Annotated in this window: 17 protein-coding genes; 16 read left to right on the top strand and 1 reads right to left on the bottom strand. The window is 52.8% G+C overall.

The features are described 5' to 3' along the window. Window positions 1-3 precede the first annotated feature (3 nt). The 11 genes from terL to HMPREF2865_RS05220 all read left to right on the top strand — a co-directional run bounded on the left by terL (window position 4) and on the right by HMPREF2865_RS05220 (window position 9,426). Window positions 4-1,614 carry a phage terminase large subunit gene (gene terL / locus HMPREF2865_RS05170; RefSeq protein ID WP_070646091.1) on the top strand — a complete coding sequence of 537 codons (1,611 nt, stop codon included), beginning with the start codon at window positions 4-6 and terminating at the stop codon, window positions 1,612-1,614. A 50-nt stretch (window positions 1,615-1,664) separates the two neighbouring features. After that, the gene (locus HMPREF2865_RS05175; protein ID WP_049344573.1) at window positions 1,665-3,110 is read left to right on the top strand and encodes a phage portal protein family protein; all 1,446 of its coding nucleotides are present in this window, start codon (window positions 1,665-1,667) and stop codon (window positions 3,108-3,110) included. Further along, window positions 3,097-4,392: a phage minor head protein gene (locus tag HMPREF2865_RS05180; protein WP_070646093.1), complete on the top strand. Its 1,296-nt coding sequence runs from the start codon at window positions 3,097-3,099 to the stop codon at window positions 4,390-4,392. Before HMPREF2865_RS05175 ends, HMPREF2865_RS05180 begins: the two co-directional genes overlap by 14 nt. 3 nt (window positions 4,393-4,395) lie before the next feature. After that, window positions 4,396-4,695 carry a glycine cleavage system H protein gene (locus tag HMPREF2865_RS05185; protein WP_070646096.1) on the top strand — a complete coding sequence of 100 codons (300 nt, stop codon included), beginning with the start codon at window positions 4,396-4,398 and terminating at the stop codon, window positions 4,693-4,695. A gap of 279 nt (window positions 4,696-4,974) precedes the next feature. Beyond that, window positions 4,975-5,925, top strand: a complete 951-nt coding sequence (locus tag HMPREF2865_RS05190) for a hypothetical protein (RefSeq protein WP_070646099.1) — start codon at window positions 4,975-4,977, stop codon at window positions 5,923-5,925. Further along, window positions 5,918-6,280 (top strand): oxaloacetate decarboxylase alpha chain, encoded by a 363-nt coding sequence (locus HMPREF2865_RS05195; protein WP_070646103.1) that lies wholly within the window; start codon window positions 5,918-5,920, stop codon window positions 6,278-6,280. Before HMPREF2865_RS05190 ends, HMPREF2865_RS05195 begins: the two co-directional genes overlap by 8 nt. A 15-nt stretch (window positions 6,281-6,295) precedes the next feature. After that, a complete protein-coding gene (locus HMPREF2865_RS05200) occupies window positions 6,296-7,285 on the top strand; it encodes a major capsid protein (protein WP_070646106.1) in 990 nt (329 codons plus the stop codon). Window positions 7,286-7,343: 58 nt separating this feature from the next. After that, window positions 7,344-7,754, top strand: a complete 411-nt coding sequence (locus HMPREF2865_RS05205; RefSeq protein ID WP_049323787.1) for a phage protein Gp36 family protein — start codon at window positions 7,344-7,346, stop codon at window positions 7,752-7,754. Between the two features lie 3 nt (window positions 7,755-7,757). Continuing rightward, window positions 7,758-8,189, top strand: a complete 432-nt coding sequence (locus HMPREF2865_RS05210; protein WP_070646109.1) for a phage virion morphogenesis protein — start codon at window positions 7,758-7,760, stop codon at window positions 8,187-8,189. Between the two features lies 1 nt (window position 8,190). After that, on the top strand, window positions 8,191-8,655 hold the full coding sequence (locus HMPREF2865_RS05215; protein ID WP_049226976.1) for a phage tail terminator protein: 465 nt from the start codon (window positions 8,191-8,193) through the stop codon (window positions 8,653-8,655). 12 nt (window positions 8,656-8,667) lie between these two features. Continuing rightward, window positions 8,668-9,426: a phage tail tube protein gene (locus HMPREF2865_RS05220; protein WP_070646113.1), complete on the top strand. Its 759-nt coding sequence runs from the start codon at window positions 8,668-8,670 to the stop codon at window positions 9,424-9,426. A gap of 102 nt (window positions 9,427-9,528) precedes the next feature. Here the strand turns inward: HMPREF2865_RS05220 and HMPREF2865_RS05225 are convergent, their stop codons facing one another. After that, complete coding sequence (locus tag HMPREF2865_RS05225; protein WP_070646117.1) at window positions 9,529-9,702, bottom strand: CDP-diacylglycerol--serine O-phosphatidyltransferase; 174 nt, start codon at window positions 9,700-9,702, stop codon at window positions 9,529-9,531. A 53-nt stretch (window positions 9,703-9,755) separates the two neighbouring features. Here HMPREF2865_RS05225 and HMPREF2865_RS05230 point away from each other — a divergent pair, with 53 nt between their 5' ends. The 5 genes from HMPREF2865_RS05230 (at window position 9,756) to HMPREF2865_RS05250 (ending at window position 18,497) form a co-directional block, all read left to right on the top strand. Next, window positions 9,756-13,805, top strand: a complete 4,050-nt coding sequence (locus tag HMPREF2865_RS05230) for a phage tail tape measure protein (protein WP_070646120.1) — start codon at window positions 9,756-9,758, stop codon at window positions 13,803-13,805. A gap of 103 nt (window positions 13,806-13,908) precedes the next feature. After that, window positions 13,909-14,319 (top strand): hypothetical protein, encoded by a 411-nt coding sequence (locus HMPREF2865_RS05235; RefSeq protein WP_049335950.1) that lies wholly within the window; start codon window positions 13,909-13,911, stop codon window positions 14,317-14,319. A gap of 46 nt (window positions 14,320-14,365) precedes the next feature. Further along, the gene (locus HMPREF2865_RS05240) at window positions 14,366-16,207 is read left to right on the top strand and encodes a hypothetical protein (protein ID WP_070646123.1); all 1,842 of its coding nucleotides are present in this window, start codon (window positions 14,366-14,368) and stop codon (window positions 16,205-16,207) included. Between the two features lie 12 nt (window positions 16,208-16,219). Continuing rightward, entirely contained in the window at window positions 16,220-17,908 is a 1,689-nt protein-coding gene (locus tag HMPREF2865_RS05245; RefSeq protein ID WP_070646126.1) for a hypothetical protein, read from the top strand. Window positions 17,909-18,038: 130 nt separating this feature from the next. Further along, window positions 18,039-18,497 carry a hypothetical protein gene (locus HMPREF2865_RS05250; RefSeq protein WP_049344596.1) on the top strand — a complete coding sequence of 153 codons (459 nt, stop codon included), beginning with the start codon at window positions 18,039-18,041 and terminating at the stop codon, window positions 18,495-18,497. Window positions 18,498-18,556 lie beyond the last annotated feature (59 nt).

Below are 18,556 nucleotides of genomic sequence, written 5' to 3' on the forward strand. Positions count from 1 at the left end.
AACATGAAGTCCAAAGAGTTTTTAAAGTCGCTTGCCGAATACGCCGCCCAACTCCGCCAAACCATCGAGGCGGAGGCGGACGGCTTTGATGCGTCACCGGCAGCCATTGCTGAGCGTCGGGCGAAAGTATTAGACCCTGTGCATGGTTACGAATATTTCGTCAATACCTACTTCCCTCATTACGTCAGGTCGTCTGAAAAGTCGGAACTGCATGAATTTCTGTTTTCCCGCCTGACCGAAATCCTACAACAGCCCGAAGGCATCAACGAAGCAGACGCTGCTCCGCGTGGCGAAGCAAAATCGACGCTGGTTACGCGTTTATTCTCGCTTTGGACGGTGATTACCGGCGCGAAAAAGTTTATCGTCATCGCGATGGACAGCATCGACCAGGCATACCCAATGCTTGAAGCCATCAAGGCGGAACTTGAATTTAACCCGCGTTTAAAAACCGACTTCCCCGAGATGTGCGGACAAGGTCGGGTTTGGCAGGCGGGGACGATTGTTACCGCATCCAACGTCAAAATCCAAGTCTTCGGCTCGGGTAAGAAAATGCGCGGCATGGTGCATGGTGCATTCCGCCCCGACCTTGCCATCCTTGACGATATCGAAAACGACGAGATGGTGCGCAACCCCGACCAGCGCGACAAGCTGGAAATGTGGCTTAAACAAACCGTCTTGCCGTTAGGCGCGGTCGGTACCAAGTTTGATGTGATTTATATCGGCACCATCCTGCACTACGACAGCGTGTTGAGCCGTACTTTGAATAACCCGTTTTGGAGTACGCGGAAATTTAAGGCGATGAAACGCTGGCCTGATCGCATGGATTTGTGGGACAGATGGGAGGAGCTTTACCGAAATGACGGCGCGGCGGTAGCCGAAGCGTTTTATCTCGCCAACAAAGACGAGATGGAGCGCGGCGCGCAAACAAGCTGGGCGGCTCGCGGCGTGTTGGCGCTGATGAAAATCCGCGCCCGCGACGGTCATGCGACATTTGACAGCGAGTATCAAAACGACCCGGTCAGTGGCGAAGATGCGCCGTTTGCCGAAAACATCAAATACTGGTCGGAGTTGCCGGACGATTTGGTGTACTACGGCGCACTCGACCCGTCATTGGGTAAAGCGGGCGCGGGGCGCGACCCGTCGGCGATTTTGGTCGGCGGTTATCAGAAATCAACAGGCCGTCTGTTCGTAACCGTTGCCCAAGTAAAAAAACGCCTGCCCGATTTGATTATTGAGGACGTGATCCGCATCCAAAAAGAGGCGCGGGTCAAGCCTGTTTTGTGGGTGGTGGAGACGGTGCAATTCCAAGAGTTTCTCAAGGATGAGCTGATTAAGCGCGGGGCGCGGTCGGGTGTGCATATCCCCGTGCGCGGTATCAAGCCGTCATCGGACAAGATGTTGCGGATTGAGACTTTGCAGCCACACATGGCAAACGGGTTGATTTTGCTCAAACCCGACCAAAAGACCTTAATCAGCCAGTTGCGCCACTTCCCAAAAGCCGACCACGACGATGGACCCGATGCGCTTCATATGCTGTGGATGGCGGCAACAACGGGCAATGTGTCAAACAGAGCACGTGCGATTGATTTACCTGCGCCGATGTTGGAAATGTGATTTTAAGGTCGTCTGAAACCGTTTTCAGACGGCCTTTCGGAGTAAGAAATATGTTCGGATTGATTAAAAGCGCAACGCGGAAAACCGCCATCAAGACATTGACGAGCGCGACCGAAGATGCGCTGGAAAGCCTGTTTTCCAATATGGAGGGCACGGACGCGCTGCTTTCGCGTCTCGGCGTGGACAGACAGCAGGCGTTGGATGCGGTGTCGGGCGACGATGAGGTCGCCGCCTGTTTGGAGGATTTGCATTCCGCCATGCAGAACAAGGCGTGGCGCATTTATGGCGAGGACTTGAGCGACGAAGACAAAGACCGTCTATGGAAAACGCTTAAACGCCACCTGCCCGCGCTTGCCGAAATCGTCCTGACGGCGCGTCTGGGCGGCTATGGTGTCGGTCGGTACGTTTATCAGCCCGAACCCGACGGCTTTTTGACGATTAAGCATATCAGCAACAAAAGCGGCGAATTGGCGAAATACGTTCCCTACCGCGACGGTTCGCTGGTGTATCGCGGCAGCGGCGGTGAGGAAGCCTGCAATACGGACGTGCTGTATCTCTTTATTACCCACCGCGCCACTTCAACCAATCCTGCGGGCGAAATGGCGGCGGCGCGGCTGTATGCGCCGGTTGCGTTGCGTAAAAAAGGCTTTATTTATGCGGCACAATTCATCACGCGCTACGCCCAGCCGTATTTGATTGCCAAAATCCAAGCCAACAGCAACGACGACCACGACAGTTTCATGAGCCGTTTTTACCGTTTTGTGAGCGGCGGCGCATTGAGCATCGAACGCGAAGACGATGTGATGATGCTGCAAAACAGCGCGGACGGTCAGGCATTCCGCCGATTGGAAAACCTCGCCAATGTGCGCATCCAAAAAACGCTGTTGGGCAAGGTCAAAACCAGCGACCTTGAGACCGCCAGCCGCGCCAGTCAGGAAACCGAAGAAAACAACCGCGACGAGCGTATCGGCGCGTATCTCGCTCTGCTCTCCCGCGCTGCACAGCACTTTATCGACGCGCTTGTGATGGTCAACAACGCCTACGGCAAGCCGATTAATGCGCCCAAAGGCGTATGGTTTGAGTTTGAAGACGAAATCAAGGTTGATAAAACCCGAGCCGAACGCGACAAGATGTATATGGATACGGGGCAGCTCGTGTTGACCGAAACCTACTATCGCGACATCTTGGGCTTTGAGCCGGAACATTTCGAGCTGCGCGACCCGAAAGCGTCGTCTGAAAACCCTGCGCCCGCCAAATTCAGCCTGCGCCTGTCTGACGGCCTTGCCCATAATGCGCCCGATACGGCGGAGCAGGCAATCGCCCGACCGAAAATGGAGGCGGTGTTGGGTTTACTGGAAAGCTGCAAAGACTACGCCGAATTTGAGGCGAAGCTGTCCGAACTTGATTTGAGCAAGGGCGACAATCTCTTGATCCAGCGTTTGGTTTCAGACGGCCTTTCGGCTTGGGTTGACGGAGCAGGCGATGGACGGGATTGAATACAACTTCGCCGGCCTAGTCGATAAAGCTGCTTTCGAGCATTTCAAGGCTAAGAAAATCCTGCCCGGATTCAGTCATTACGATGTATGGCTATATCAACACAGCCTTGCCTTTACCGTCGCCAAGATGATGGACGCGGATATGCTCGCCGAAGTCAAAGATGCCATCGAATCCGCGCAGCAAAACGGCACGGCGTTTGCCGATTTTAAAAAGCGTTTAAAACCGTATTTGATGGCTAAAGGCTGGTGGGGCGAGCAAGTGATGACCGACCCGCTGGACGGCGAGCCGAAATTGGTACAGCTCGGCAGTACGCGCCGTCTGAAAACCATTTTTAACACCAATATGCAAACCGCCTTTGCGGCGGGGCAGTGGCAACGGATACAGGCAAACAAAAAAGCCCTGCCGTATTTGCGCTACAACCATTCCGCCGCCGGGCATCCGCGCGACAGCCATAAACGCTACTACGGGCTGATTTTGCCCGTCGAACACGACATCTGGAAAGTCATCTTCCCGCCCAACGGCTATGGCTGCAAATGCTCGGTTTCCGCGCTGACCCGTCGGCAGGCGGAACGCGAGGGCATCAGCGGCGAGCCTGATGTGGATATGGTCGAGTTTACCAATCCGCGCACAGGTCAAACGGTATTGATTCCCGACGACATCACGCCGAGCTTTGCACACAATCACGGCGACCGATTGGGCGCAATGGACGCGCTGTTTGGCGAGCGAAACGGCGAAGAGGCACTGGCCGCCATGATTGCCGAGCGCGAAGCGTGGCTGGACAAGCGGTACAGCGTGCCGTCTGATAAAGTAGCGGTGTTGGCTTTGCCGGACAAGGTATCGGAAAAAGAAGTGCGCAGGCTGACAAAAGAGCAGTCTGCCAACAATACCAAAGACCACGAAGCGAGAGCTGCGGCAGCGTGGCAGGCTGAAACGGGAGACAGGCTGGAAGTGTTCGATTTGCCTGTGGAGAAAGGTAAGGGTCAAGCCGATTACCTGATTGTTTCAGACGACCTGCCCCGTGAGCAATGGGTAAAACTAGATTTTATGTTTACCGAAAATCCCGACCGTGCGGAATTGATGAACCGTTATTTTGCACACACCACCGGGGCGTGGAATACTAAGGTCGATAAGATTCAGGAGCATTTTGATAAAGCCGATATTGTCCCGCTTGATTTACGACACTTGAATGCGGCAAACCGGCATAAATTGTTGCAGTATGTGTTATCATTGCCGAAAGAACAGCGGGATAAAGTCCGCTTATTGGTAAAAATATCGGAGTAAGTCATGCCGTCTGAACTGTATGTCAGCCGCGAAGTAAAAGTATTTTTAGGCGGAAAAACCGCCCCGTCCGAATTGTTGGACTATCTGTACCCGCGCCTTGCCGAAATCGACAAGGAAGCAGCCGAGCAAATGCAGGGCGAGTTTTCGGGCTGTGTGTTTTCGATTGCGGATTTGTCCTCGAAGGCATTTGCCAATGTGTACGGATGGATACTTGAGGCGGCAGAAAAGTCCGAGTGGATTAAGCCGTTTAAAGCAGCTTTGAAAACCGCCCTGGAAGCTGATCCGAGATTTAAACCTGTATAACCCGAAGGCCGTCTGAAACCGACTCAGACGGCCTTTTTCATAAACGCTCAAATTCCGCGTTTTAGCGCGTTTAAATACTTGGGGCAAGCAAAGATATATTCAGCATTTTAAAATCAATCATAGAGGCTTCTAAAACGCCCCTGAATCGAATTTTAAATAGATGAACTGCGCAAGGCCGTCTGAAACCTGATATTCGGGTTTTAGGCGGCTTTTGCATTTGGATTGGGAAGTGAAATCCTGCCGTACGTCTTTTTGAACTTGGCAAGGCAAAATAGAGCAATGGATACGAACAACACCCCCCTCAAAATCAAATTGTCCGCCGCGCTGCCGGTTGCCCTGGCGACCGGTGCCGACAAGGTGCGTACTTTTAAAGGCGTTGCCAATTCGGGCAAGCCGTTCGGCTACGGCGGTTATCAGGCAGTCGTCGATTTGGCCCAGCTGTCACACAAAGCGTCCGTCCCCGTTCTGTTGGAGCATTCGCCGCTGAAAATGGCGGGCGTGTGCAGCCTGTCGGTAACGGCGGACGGCCTGATTGCAGAAGGCAGTCTGTTGTCCAATGAGTTTGGCATGCAGATTGCCGAAGCCGCCGACCAAGGTTTCCCTTGGGAGATGTCGGTTTACGCGCAGGCGGAATCCTACGAGGAGCTGGCGGCGGGCGCAGTATTGTCCGTCAACGGCAACGAGGTAACCGGGCCGGCCGTCATCCTGCGCCGTTGTGCGATACGCGAAGTATCGTTTACCGCCGTCGGCGTAGATGGCGAGACAGAGGCGGTGGTGTTGTCGGACGGCAGCCCCTTGCCGGATATTTTTAAACAACCTTTGGAGTTATCTATGACACCCGAAGAAAAGCAAGCATTTGACGACCTGAAAGCGGAAGTCGATACGCTCAAGGCTGAAAAAGCCGAAGCCGAGAAAAAGCTGAAAGAAGCCGAAGCGGCTGCCAAGAAAAACCAAGTCAAGGCGAAATTGTCCGCCGCCGGCTTTAAGGAAGGCGAAGACGGCAAGTTTGAAGGCTTGTCCGATGCGACGATGACCGTGCTTTTGTCTGCCGACATCGAAGCGGCGGAAGCCATGATTGCCGATTTGACGCCGAAAGCCGCCCAGTCTGCCGTACCGCCCGCGCTGTTGAGCGAAGGCGCAGGCAAAGGCGAATCCGAACACACCGGCGAGGCGGAGGGCAAGTTTTCCGTCGCCAGCCACAAAGGCTTATTGGGAGGCTCTTATGTCTAAAGCCAAAACCGAAATCCTCGGCCCTGCTATTTCCGACTTTTTGAAATACGAAGCGACGCCGTTAACGCGTGTGGCGATTGCTGCTTCGCAAGGCACAAAAGCCGGTACATTTGTTAAATTTCCTCTCCGCAGCGAGTTCAAACTGCTGGCGTTGACGGATGAAGCCGACGGTAAAGTCATCGTACAGCCGCACAATTGCATCATAAATCTGGATCGATGCTCAGACGATGCAATTCGCGGCGGTACATCGAAAACGGAAGGTAATGTGATTGAGCAGCTGAATAAAGACGGCGATCCATACGGCATCGTTTATGTTGTAAACCGTATTGTCAACCCGAATGGCGACACTCTGTAACTACAAGGAAAAAATATGCCTTTATCTGACAACAGCAAATTCGGCGTGCAGGCTTTGACCACCGCCGTCAACAAAATCGACCCGGGCGCAAGCCAAATCCGCGAGCTGGGTATTTTCGAACCCGAATATCTGACCACCACCTACGCCGACATTGAGTTCCAAGACGGCAAAGTCCACTTGGTAACCAGCAAAGAGCGCGGTACGGCCGGCCAGGCGGTCGAAAGTCCGAAACGCACCGTGCGTACCGTCAAAATCCCACACCTGCCGATTCATGACGTCATCCGCGCGGACGACGTGCAGAACCTGCGCGCTTTCGGCATGACCCAAGCCGCGACCGTCATGGACAAGGTCAACGAAAAGCTGGCCGGCGGCAAATCCGACCTTGAATACACCCGTGAGCACCTGATGCTCGGCGCGTTGCAAGGCAAGATTTTGGATGCGGACGGCAGCGTGATTTTGGACATCAATACCGATTTCGGCGTTACGCGCAAAACGCAAAACATCGAATTGTCGAAAGACGCGACCAAAGTCGGCGCGGTATTGGACAAGCTCTTGTCCGAACAACGCCAAAAATTCAACGGTGCGCAAGTGCGCGGCTGGGTTGTATATTGCGGCGCAGAGTTTTTGAGCGCGCTCAAAGAGCATAAGTCCATCTTCGAAGTGTACAAACGCTTTGACGAAGCACGCGCCTACCGCGAAGGCGATACGCTCAATCCGACCGAGTTTGTCCACAAAGGCATCCGCTTTATCGAGTATGCCAACCATTTCGGCAGCGCAGCCGACATCGGTGCGGACAAAGCCATTCTGCTGCCGGTCGGCCGTAATCTTTACAAAGAGTATTTCGCCCCTGCCGACATGAACGCGACCGTCAACACCCGCGCCCTGCCGTATTACGCCAGCCGCGAGAAATTGCAGCACGACAAAGGCTGGAGCCTGCATATGCAGTCCAATCCATTGCCGATTGCGCTGCGCCCCGAGTTGTTGGCAACGCTGACCATGTCTTAAACGGATTTCAGACGGCCTTTAAGGCAGTTTTAAAGGTCGTCTGAAAACGGAGGACGGCATGATTACCATCCAAGACATGATTACGCGTTTCGGCGAGCAGGAAATGGCGGAGCGGTCGAATCATGAAAACTATGAAACCATAGATGAAGCGGTGATGGCGGCGGCAATCGCCGACGCGGAAGAAGAAGCGGCAAGCTACCTTCGGGCGGCGAAACTGTTTTTTACCAACGACACTGCGCCGCAGGTTTTGAAAATCAAAGTCTGCGACATCGCCCGCTACTACCTCTACGACGATGCGGTAACAGGCATTGTCGAAGAGCGTTATCAGTCGGCAATCGCCTGGCTGAAGATGGTCGTCAAAAATCCGAATATGCTGGACGAAAGCCGCGTATCGGATGACCGCAGACCGTCAACGTGTGCCGTTTATGTGAATGCCGAACCCGATTTGCGGGAATGGCTTAAGGAGTAAGCGATGCGGATTACGGTATCACACGACTTATCGCGTATCGCCCAAAGCCTGAGCCGTCTGTCGGGCAAATTGACGGGCAGCCTTGAAGAGCCTTTGCGCGCCATCGGCGGCATCCTCGAATCCTCGACCCGACGCCGTATCGCCGAAACCAAAACTGCGCCCGACGGCAAACGCTGGGCGGACGTATCTCCCGCTACGGCAGAAGCCAAAAACGGACGTGGCGGGATTTTGGTGGACCACGGCAACCTCTTGGCAAGCATTACGCACGAGGCATCGGCAAAAAGCGTGATTACCGGCTCAATCATGGGCTACTCGGTTTATGTGCAGGAAGGCACGAAAAACATGCCGGCGCGTCCGTTTTTGGGCTTGTCTTCGCAAGATTATCAGGACATCGACGAATTGATGTCCGATTGGCTGGAAGGATTGATTGTCTGATATGGCTTTAAAACAGCATGAAAACTTATTGGCGGTCTATCCCGAAATTCTAGGTCGTCTGAAAACCGTCAAAGGCATCAAGGCGGTCAAGGAGATCGGCGAACTTGCCGAGCTGCTCGCCCAAGGCACGGCGAAGCGCAAAGCCGCCCCGCTGGACGGCGCGGTCTATGTCGTTTACGGCGGCTCGACCTTTGCCGACGAAGCGAAAAACGGCAAATACCTCAAATCGACGCTGCACTTTACCTTTGTTTTGGCGCGAAGCTATACCGCCAACGGCAAATCCACGCTGTACGAGGTCGGCGAGACCCTGACGGCAATCCAACGGGCGTTTTCGGGATGGGATGCGGGCGACGAATATGCCGTTACCCCTTTCCGGCGCATCGCTTCGCCATCCATCGAATACAACGACGGCTTTGCCTTTTACCCTATTTCATTCGCCTGCGACACCGTGCAGGCGGCAAACTAAAGGAGCTGCCACATGGCAAAACAAAACGACCACGGCTTAATCTTTGAGGGCGACGTCAAGGTGCGCAACCTCAATCAAAAAGACTCGGGCTTTATCGAAATCGGTAATACCACCGCCCTGACCACGCAGACCAGCGTGGAAACCAAAGAGCGCGTATCCAAGCAAAAAGGCACTTACGGCAGCGCACTCGACAGCCTGAAAACCGTCAAGCCCACCGAAATCGGCCTGAAACTCGACACCTTCGACAAAGACAACCTCGCGCTTGCCCTGATGGGCGAAGCCGCCGTCATCGCGGCTACGGCGGAGACCGTTACCGGCGAGACCGTGACCATCGGCAAAAAAGGCATGGCGTACAAACTGGCAAACGGCAACATCGACCCGGCTACCGTCAAAGTCAAAAACAAGTCAAACGCAAATGTTGATGCCAAGCATTTGGACATCAATGCCACCTTGGGCATGATTACCATCCTGCCGGCCGCCGATACCGTCAACGACGGCGAAAACATCACCGTCGACTACAAAACCCGCGATTCCGGCGGCTATAAAGTCTCTGCCGCGACCTTGTCTAAATTGGACTTGGAAATCTACGTCGACGGCCGCAACCGCGTTACCGGCGAGACCGGCATCCTGCATATCCCCCATGCCGTACTGGCGGCGGACGGCAGTATCGACTGGTTCGGCGACGACTTTAATGAGGCGGAATTCAAAGGCACGGCAGTGTTGGCTTCGGGCGAGACTTCGACCTATTCCTTCACGTCGTACAACAACTAAAGATTCGGTAATAAACAAAGGCCGTCTGAAACTGGCTTCTGCGTCTAGGCGCAGCGGCGGCAGGTTTCAGACGGCCTTTTTTAAAGTGGTTTTAAAAACAGATTAGAACCGATGCAGGACTGATTTAATCAGGTATCCGCTAACGGCCATAAAGGCGAAAAGTTCCAGCAGTTTCATGTCGCGGATGTGCGCCAACAGATCGAAACCGAGATACAGCGCGGCGAAACCGAAGAATGCACCGACAGCGAAAAGTATGGTTAGAGCGAGGGTTTTCATTGGCTGAAATCTGTTAAGGGTTATTCATTCGAGATAGTAAAGGTATCAAAATAATGGCGAATATTCAAGCAGGGATTGAGATTAAGGCGGGCGTCGAGGGTGTTGAAAACATCAAGGCACTGTCGGCACAAATCGAAGCAGCGGGTGTGGATACGTCGGCTTTGGCAAAAAATACCGATGAAGCAGGTCGGGAATTTGCTGAAATTGCCAAGCAGCAGGGGCTTATCGACTATTACCGCAAGCTCGGCAGCGAACTTGAAGAAACAGATGTTGCGCTGAAGGCGGCGAAATCCAGCCTATCCGCCTTGTCGGCGCAAATGAAGGACAGCGCAACCAAGGCACAGGAACGGGAATACCAAAAACTTTCCGAACAGGTCAACAGGCTCGAAGGAGCAAAACGCCGTCTGAAAGACAGTCTTGCTCTCACCACACAGGCGATGAATGCGTCGGGCGTGTCCGTCAAAAACCTTGCTGCCGAAGAAAGCCGACTGACTGCTGAGACAGCAACTGCGACGGCAAAATTGGATAAGCTGTCAGCCGAGGCATCGGAACTTAAAGCCATTGCCGATGCAAAAATCAAACTTGGTATCGATACCGATGAGAAAGCCTTGCGTGAGCTGCAGGAGCTTAAGAAAAGCTATGACCTTTTAAAAAGTAGCGGCACGTTAACCAAGGAAGAGCTCTCCCGTGCAACTGCCCACTATAACGATAAAGTGTTCCAGTTGAATAAGAGCTTATCGGATTTGCGTCCTACACTTGCCGACTTTGCCAATGAGTTCCGAGGGGTGGCGAGTGGTGCTGCCGGGCTGACGTATGCTGCACGTGAGGCAGTAAAATTTGAAAGCGCAATGGCAGGTGTTCGGAAAGTCGTGGACGGCACTCCTGAGCAGATCGAACAGTTGGGCGAGCAAGTTAAAAAACTGGCGGTAGAGTTCGGCATGATGCCGGAGCAGATGGCTGAAATTGTTGCCGCTGGCGGTCAGTTAGGTATTGCTGCCGATAAGTTGGATGAATTTGCACGCGTTACCGCGACTATGGCAACCGCCTTCGGCATGACCGCTGAAGAGGCAGGCAATGCCGCCGCGACGATTGCCAACGTGTTCCAGCTCCCAATCGGCGAAGTGGAGAAACTCGGCGATGCCATCAACGTTTTGGGCAACAATACCGCCGCACGAGAAAAAGACATTGTCGCCGCAATGGCGCGTATCGGCGGTACGGCGAAACAGTTCGGCTTGGCCGCAGACGAAGCCGCCGCGCTTGCCGACGCATTTATCGCATTGGGCAAACCGCCCGAAGTGGCGGCTACCGCCATCAACGCCATGCTGCAAAAACTGCAAACCGCGCAAAGCCAGGGCAAAGACTTTCAGGCGGCCTTGGAAGGTATCGGTACGTCCGCAGACGAGATGGCGGCCAATATCGCCGCGAATCCGCAGCAGGCTCTGACCGAGTTCCTGCATAAACTTGAAGGCTTGGACAAACAAAGCCGCGCCCTGATGCTCTCGCAACTCTTCGGCACGGAATACAGCGATGACATCGCCCTCTTGGTCGGCTCGCTCGGCGAGTACGAAAAGGCTTTGGGCTTGGTAAACGACCAATCACAAATACAAGGCGCGATGCAGAAGGAGGCGGCAGCTGCATTAAATACTACCGAAGGGCAAATCAATAAGGCCAAGGCGGCAGTTTCCAATATGGCGGGAGAACTGGGTAATGCCTTATTGCCTATTTTAAAAATAACGGCATCCACAGTTGAAACGGTTGCAACGGCAATTAGCGATTTCACAAAAGATTTTCCGGTATTGTCAAAGCTGGCAATTTACTTTGCGGCCGCCCGTGTTGCAATGGAGGCGTATTCTGCAGTTGTGCGTCTTGGTGGTGCGACTGCGCTGAAAAGTTTGGTGTCTCAAAAAGCTGCTGTCGATGCGTTGACTGTTTCATATGGCAAAGCCGGTTTGGCGGCTAAAGAATATGGAATAAGTGCGGCGGCAGGTGCAGCGCAAACACGCGGCGTGAGTGGTTTGGCATCAGGACTGTCTGCGGTCGCCTCCCGATGGGGACTGATTGGGACGTTGGCGGTAACCGCTGGTGAAGCCCTCGGATCATTCATTCAGGACCTATACGAACACATCCCAGGCCTACGCGGTATTTTTGACGAGATAGCACGCCCGATCGCCATGATAGAGAGTCTGGTAACAACGGGAAGTTTGGATAAATATCACGAATTTTTCAAAACTGACGCCGAAATCAAGCGCGAGCTTGCAGAATCAAACAAAAAGGCTACTGAAGCCGCCGAAAAAGCCGCCGCCGCCAAGAAAAAAGCTGCCGAAGAAGAGGCAGCCGCCGTCAAAGCCCTGCAAGCCGAATATCGTGCTTCCGCCGCCGAACAAGCTGCGTTGGAGCGCAGTATGGCTGCCTTGCGTGCCGACGGTCGAGAAACCAGCGACCTTTACAGTGAGCTGGCAATCAAGCTGGAAAACGTGCACACCAAAACCGCCGAACTGAAAGCCGAACTTGATAAGAAAAACGTCAAAATCAGCGCAGATACAGGCGAGCTTGCCGCGGCACAAAAAGCCCTTGAGGCTTTGGGTTTGACGGCGGAAGAAGTAACCACCGGCATGAGTAAAAAGGCGGCGGAAGGTATTGCCAATTTTTCGCGTGTTGCCTCTCAGTTTGGTAATGATGCCGAGCAGATGGGCCGGGTGTTTCAAGCCGCGCTCAAGCAGATGGACAGCAAAGAATCAACCGATGCTCTTTTGGCCGAATTGGAAAAGGTAGGCAAGCAATCCGGGCTGACGGCCGAGGAAATTAAGAAAATCGGAGATACTGCAAGGGAGTCGACTGACAAGGTTGCCGACGCCTTCGCGAAACTCGGCGTGGACAGCAAGGCCGTGATGACGGGAATCAGCAGCGATGCGCGGCAGGCATTTGCTGATTTTCAGACAGCCTCGACAGAAGCGGCGGCGGCCGGTCAAAAAGATGCCAAGTTAATACAGGCAGCCTTTGAGGCTATGATGGGCAAACTTAAAAGCAAGGAGGAATTTGCCGAGTTTCAACACCAGCTCAAATCCAGCGGCGACGCGGCACTGTTGACGCAGGAGCAGCTTGCCCGTTTGGGCGATGCAGCGTCGGGCGGTGCGGAAAAAGCCAAAAACGCTTATCAAGGGCTGAACGATACTGCCGCTAAAACAGGCGAAGCCGCGAAAGCCGCGCATGAAAAAGGCTCGCAAGCGGCGGAAAACCATGCCCAATCGGTCAGAAAAGTGGCGACAGCCAACAAAGAGGCGGCAGTGGAGGCAGACAATGCAGCCAAAGCGGCGGCAAATGCATCTAAATCGTTTAGTGATTACGGCTACCGTCTGACGCAAACGGCAGGCTTTTACAAGCTCAATAATGAGCAGCTGGATTTGATGAACCGACAGTTTTCCGGGATTAAGTTGGGCATGGAGGCCACATTCCGCGCTGCTCAGATGAAAGAGTACACGCAACAGATTTACAGCGCGAATACCGCGATGCAAAGGCTGACCAATGCTTCTGCTCAAGGCGCAGTGACACAGGATATCTTGAACGATGCGGCCAGCGCGGCATCTCGTGCTGCCGATAAATTGGGGAATACTGAGCTGACAAAATTCCGCAATGCGATATCCGATGCCCAACGCCGGCTGAATGCCCTGCGCCAAGAAGCACATGATGCAACCCGTGCGCTTGAGGCCGAGCTTGCCGAGCTTAATGGCAATACGGAAGCGATTTATTCTTTGCAGCAAGAGAGAAAAATCCGTGAGCTGCAACAAAAACTTGACAATGCCAACCGCCTCAAACAAACCGACGTTGCGCGCGAATATCAGCGTCAAATCGATTTGCAGCAACAGATTTACAACAGGCAGCGCAGCAAGCGCGCCGAATCTGCCGCGCAAGAGCAAGTCCGCAACCAAGGTTCGCAGGGCAGCAGCAATGCCGCCCAGCGGTTGCAACAAATCGGCAATACGCAGGTTAATATCGACCCGGAAAAGCTTAACCAAATTTTGGCGCAGAGAGACCAGGCAGTTGCCGAGAAAGCTGTTAACGGTTTTATGAATAGTTTACAAGCTTCATTAAAGCGCACGACATAATTCAGACGGCCTGCAACCATCTGACTGCAACCATGCCAAGCCCCGATTTTCGGGGCTTTTGTTTTAATAGGGTTTTGAGAAAAATACGCAAAGGCCGTCTGAAATGGCAAATCAAGAATGGACGCTGAAACGGAAAGACAATGGCGTGGCCGTACATCTGCCGCAGGATATGCGCTGGGACGATGAATTTGAATGGAACAAGGTGGCGCAGGCCGCTCCGCAGCGCACTTTGTCGGGCGGATTGGTCATCCAACAAGGCATTAAGGCAAACGGTCGTCCGATTACGCTATCGGGCGATTGGGTGTGGCTTGATTTGAGTATCTTACGTACGTTGCGTGACTGGACGGACGTACCCGAATTGGAGATGACGCTGACGCACTACGACGGCCGCGAATTTAATGTTATTTGGCGCACCCATAACGCGGCTTTGAACAATGTCGAGCCGGTGCATTACTCAACGCCGGAAACGGATAGCGAACGATACACCGCCCAGCTCTGCCTGATGACGTTTTAAGGTTGTCTGAAAACAGATTTAAACAGGATTTAAAAAGGTTTCAAAAATGGAAAAAACAACGCGTCTGACGCAGCAGGATTTGCAGATTTACCCCAGCCAGCGCATGACCGATACGCCTGATGGCGGCGGTTTGATGGTCGGTCAGCCGCTGACCGGCGAGGATAACGAGATTTTCCCGCCCGTCTCGGATGTTGACCGCACGATGGGCAGCCTGGACGCGCGTCTGCTGTACCCTGCCGTTTTGCGCAATGATTCCGAGCCGCTTTACGGCGGTCATTTTGTCATTACCGAGCCGCCGACCTCTGAAAACGTGTCTTTTTTGGCGTTTAAGGCGCGCAACTACGGCGAGAGCCGCGCAGATATTATGCCGCGCATTGAAGCATATTCTGTGCCGACGGTGGAGAGCCGCATGACGTTATTGGGTCGCCATTTGGCAGGCGTGCGCCTTGTGCAGGCGTATCAGCGCGTAGAGGCTCCTTTGCCGAAGGTCAGCGAGCGTTATTGTCTGCAATATGAGGACAAAACCGAAGATGTGACGCGCCGTATCACGGAGTATTTCCGCATTATCAACATCGATGACGAAGTGCGCATTTTTGAGATTCCAAAATCAAACGGTGAGGTCGAGGAAGTGCCTCGCCGTGTAGTCAAAATGGAAATCAGCAATCCGTTAACCCGAGATTTTGATGGTGTCGATTATCCGGTTAAGGGGTATGCCGCGCCTAAAGTTAAGATTTTGGAAACCCAAGTTGCAGATTCCGCGGCTTATTATGGCGTAAAACCTGTATCAGACGGCCTTTCGGCAGGAGATGCCGCGCTGACGGTGTCAAGCATTTACGAAAAGCTTGTGCCGACCTCGACAGTCGAGACACCTTATGCGGATGAATACCCGGTTCCCGGCGAAGCATGGGTCGCCGCTGCGCCGGAAAAGCAGCTTTTTTCCGGCCGTGTCAGCAATGGGACGTTGATATTTCCATGTTCGCTGCTACCGGGTAGCGTGAAAATAGGGAATTATCAAGACAACGCTTTGGGGCAACTAAAAAGCGGCGACAATTTAATCAGTGTCGATTATGCACAAGGTCGCCTGTCCGGCCTACCTGATGGCTATCATACGGTAACGGCAATTCCTGCCGCTAATTCATCTGCGGCGCGATATGCCTTCGCGGTGGAAATTAAAGAAACCAATCACGGTACATCATTTGCGCCGCTCCTGAAGCCGACTCCCGTATTGGGCAGTCTGAAAGTGTCGTTTATGGCTTTGGGCGTTTGGTATCTGCTCTCAGATTCGGGCGACGGTATATTGCGTGATGAGGCAGGGAAAGCTGTCGGCACAGTATCATCGGCGACGGGGTCGGTTGTGCTCAATTTACCTGTTCTGCCCGATATCGGTAGCCGTCTAGTGTTCCAGTGGGGCGGCATTTCCGGATTCGCCTCGTTCGATGGCGGGAAAACAGGGGTAGTGGCAACGCCGAAGGCCTCAGAGAGTAAATGTACTTATGATTTGGGACACCCTATTAAGCCGGGTACGCTTGTTTTAACGTGGACCGACAATGGTGTAAAAACCGCCCGAGACGATGGTAACGGAAATCTGACGGGGGATATCCAAGGAGCAGTGGATTATCTCAACGGAGTTATAACGACCGTTCGTTACATCAACAGCAATGCGGTTGATTACACCTGCGAGGAGGCGCTCAAAATAAGCGCAAGCGTGGTCGGCGGCGCAGGATATGGTATGACGCTGGGAGATAAGGGTACACACTTTGAGCTTATGTTTAAGGATTCCTTGCCAAATCAAGCTACTTTTAGTCTTAAGCTGGAGGGGAGCGTCTCCGAAAAAAACGAATATACAGTTCCGAATTGGTATGGTGCGGCTCTTAGACAAACATTTTAATGGTGGGATTTAATGGCTATTTATTTGGGTAAAGAAGTTAAATCGGGTACGGGCCGCATCAGTTTGTTTGCATTCAATGGCGGCTGGCGGGTAGGTAAAAACGCCGTACAGGGCATTCGCTGGGATGGCGGAAAGCTCATTATTCCGAAATCGGTATTAAGGGTTGAGGCGTTGGCATGGGCTGTTGAGACTCATTCGACGTTAGAGGCTACTTGGTTTGCACAAAGAAAAAATGTGTCCGCTCAAAAGACCGTTGATATGTCTTTTGGAAAGTGGGATGTGGAGTTTCTGTCTGCCGATTCCTCTCATGCTAAAGCCCGGAGTGGACGTTTGGCGGGTGGGTTGTCATTTAATGTTTTAATTGACTTTGATCAGGGCAGCGCCTGTGTCTTTAACTCATGGTCTTTCTCGGACGGCGAGACTGAAATCGTTGAATACGGTGGTACGCTTTATAAAAACTGGAGCGAGACTAAAGGCAGTGGAGAAAATATCGGTACTTTATATATCAACGGTAATGTTTCGATTCGAGATCCGGCTATTAAATTCCAAAGCCTCAAGGTAACGGGTGGTGTTGTCCGGTTGCCCCAAGTCAAGACATTCAGTTATGCAGGCCGCACGCCTGCCGCGCCGGTTAAGCCTGAAAGCTTTACCGTTTACGCGGGCAATGGCGAAATTGTCGGAAGAAGCAACGCCGCAGGCGAAATTACCGGCGGCATTACAGGCAAAATTGACTACGAGACAGGCTTCTACGAAATCAAGCGTGATGAGGGTTTTTACCCAGAAGATTTACGCTACAACGCCGTGACCCAAGACAACCTGCCTTTGGATTCGTCGATTATCGGCATTGATGCCGTGCGCCTGCCTGCCGACGGCCGCGTCCCTGTGTTCCGCAAGGGCGATATGATCGTGATTTCCAACCGTCTCAAGCAGGATTTGGGCAGCGCGTTTACTGCCGCTCAAAAAATCACACTCAACCGTCAAAATATCGACCGCCTCTGCTTGGTCGACAGCAAGGGCAAGCACGTCCTCGCCGAAAAATACACGGCAGACCTCAAAGCGGGCAGTATTACTTTTGCCGAACCGTTGGACTTGTCGCAATATACCCTGCCGCTGACGGCCGTGTGCGCGTGGGAAGAGGAAAACCGTGTGACCGGCGTCGATATTTCAGGCCGTCTGAAACTCCAGTTTGCGATTGGGCGCAATTATCCGAAGGAGAACACATTTGTGTCTTCCGCCCTGATCGGCGGCGATTTGCTGGTGCGTGCTACCGAGCCGTTTTCGCAACAGGCATGGGACAATGTGTGGAGTGACGCGCAACGCGGGGAGCCTATTTTGGCGCGTACCAATGTCAAAGACTACCCGATTAAGTTGGCCAGCAACGGCGCGATTACCGAGCGTTGGCTGATTAAATTCATTACTGCAACCCAATTCGAGCTTTACGGCGAGCGGCTGGGCTTAGTCGCTCAAAGCGATACCTTGACCGATCTTGCGCCGACCAATCCGGCAACCGGCAAGCCTTATTTCACGCTCAAGGCGGCTGCATTCGGCGGCGGCTGGTCGGTGCAGAACTGTATCCGCTTCAATACCTACGGCACGCCGTTGCCTGTTTGGATTTTGCGCAGTGTCCAGCCTTCGCCGGACAAGCAAAACGGCCGCGATGGTTTTACCGCGTGTTTGCGCGGTAATACGGTGGCCGAATAAAAGATAAGGCCGTCTGAATAGCACTTTCAGACGGCCTTTAAGTAAAATGGTTAATTAATTTGCATTTATACCTTTTATCTGTAAAATTAACCTTTTAATCTTTATTCAAATAGTTAAAGGAAGCGAGAAAATGGGGAAAGGCATGAAAATCCTGATGGTGGTTGTGGCAATATTAATGGCAGCCGCTGTTAGTCGGGCTTATATGAATAATCAGAAAAAAGAGATGATTAAGAAAGAGTATGAAGCAAAGATTGCAGCAGAAAATGAAGCGAAGCGGCAAGAGGAGGTGAAAAAAGAGATGCTGCGATTAAAATCAGAAAAGGAAGAGGCCGAATTATTGGAGCGTGCAAAAGAGGCTGTTAGAAATATGATGAAAGACCCTGATTCTGTGAAATTTAAAGATTTGATTGCAGGTCAAGTCAGCAAGGATAAGAAAAAGCATGTGTGCGGCATGGTCAATAGCAAAAATTCAATGGGCGGTTATGTCGGTTACAAAGGATTTGTTTATATTGATGGCGAGAAATATGCGGTTCTTCAGGAGGACAGTATTGGCAATGAGGTTTTTGAGATGGCCTGTAATAAAAAATAAGCGAATCATCGCTCTGAGTGCAACTATGCCAAGCCCCGATTTTCGGGGCTTTTGTTTTA

The organism is Neisseria sp. HMSC073G10 (genome assembly GCF_001812605.1).
GTDB classification, from domain to species: Bacteria; Pseudomonadota; Gammaproteobacteria; order Burkholderiales; family Neisseriaceae; genus Neisseria; species Neisseria subflava_A.

What these genes read in the sequence shown, in the direction of transcription:
- terL (WP_070646091.1), top strand. Translation starts at nt 4, where the DNA reads ATGAAGTCCAAAGAGTTTTTAAAGTCGCTTGCCGAATACGCCGCCCAA.
- HMPREF2865_RS05175 (WP_049344573.1), top strand. Translation starts at nt 1,665, where the DNA reads ATGTTCGGATTGATTAAAAGCGCAACGCGGAAAACCGCCATCAAGACA.
- HMPREF2865_RS05180 (WP_070646093.1), top strand. Translation starts at nt 3,097, where the DNA reads ATGGACGGGATTGAATACAACTTCGCCGGCCTAGTCGATAAAGCTGCT.
- HMPREF2865_RS05185 (WP_070646096.1), top strand. Translation starts at nt 4,396, where the DNA reads ATGCCGTCTGAACTGTATGTCAGCCGCGAAGTAAAAGTATTTTTAGGC.
- HMPREF2865_RS05190 (WP_070646099.1), top strand. Translation starts at nt 4,975, where the DNA reads ATGGATACGAACAACACCCCCCTCAAAATCAAATTGTCCGCCGCGCTG.
- HMPREF2865_RS05195 (WP_070646103.1), top strand. Translation starts at nt 5,918, where the DNA reads ATGTCTAAAGCCAAAACCGAAATCCTCGGCCCTGCTATTTCCGACTTT.
- HMPREF2865_RS05200 (WP_070646106.1), top strand. Translation starts at nt 6,296, where the DNA reads ATGCCTTTATCTGACAACAGCAAATTCGGCGTGCAGGCTTTGACCACC.
- HMPREF2865_RS05205 (WP_049323787.1), top strand. Translation starts at nt 7,344, where the DNA reads ATGATTACCATCCAAGACATGATTACGCGTTTCGGCGAGCAGGAAATG.
- HMPREF2865_RS05210 (WP_070646109.1), top strand. Translation starts at nt 7,758, where the DNA reads ATGCGGATTACGGTATCACACGACTTATCGCGTATCGCCCAAAGCCTG.
- HMPREF2865_RS05215 (WP_049226976.1), top strand. Translation starts at nt 8,191, where the DNA reads ATGGCTTTAAAACAGCATGAAAACTTATTGGCGGTCTATCCCGAAATT.
- HMPREF2865_RS05220 (WP_070646113.1), top strand. Translation starts at nt 8,668, where the DNA reads ATGGCAAAACAAAACGACCACGGCTTAATCTTTGAGGGCGACGTCAAG.
- HMPREF2865_RS05225 (WP_070646117.1), bottom strand. Translation starts at nt 9,702, where the DNA reads ATGAAAACCCTCGCTCTAACCATACTTTTCGCTGTCGGTGCATTCTTC.
- HMPREF2865_RS05230 (WP_070646120.1), top strand. Translation starts at nt 9,756, where the DNA reads ATGGCGAATATTCAAGCAGGGATTGAGATTAAGGCGGGCGTCGAGGGT.
- HMPREF2865_RS05235 (WP_049335950.1), top strand. Translation starts at nt 13,909, where the DNA reads ATGGCAAATCAAGAATGGACGCTGAAACGGAAAGACAATGGCGTGGCC.
- HMPREF2865_RS05240 (WP_070646123.1), top strand. Translation starts at nt 14,366, where the DNA reads ATGGAAAAAACAACGCGTCTGACGCAGCAGGATTTGCAGATTTACCCC.
- HMPREF2865_RS05245 (WP_070646126.1), top strand. Translation starts at nt 16,220, where the DNA reads ATGGCTATTTATTTGGGTAAAGAAGTTAAATCGGGTACGGGCCGCATC.
- HMPREF2865_RS05250 (WP_049344596.1), top strand. Translation starts at nt 18,039, where the DNA reads ATGGGGAAAGGCATGAAAATCCTGATGGTGGTTGTGGCAATATTAATG.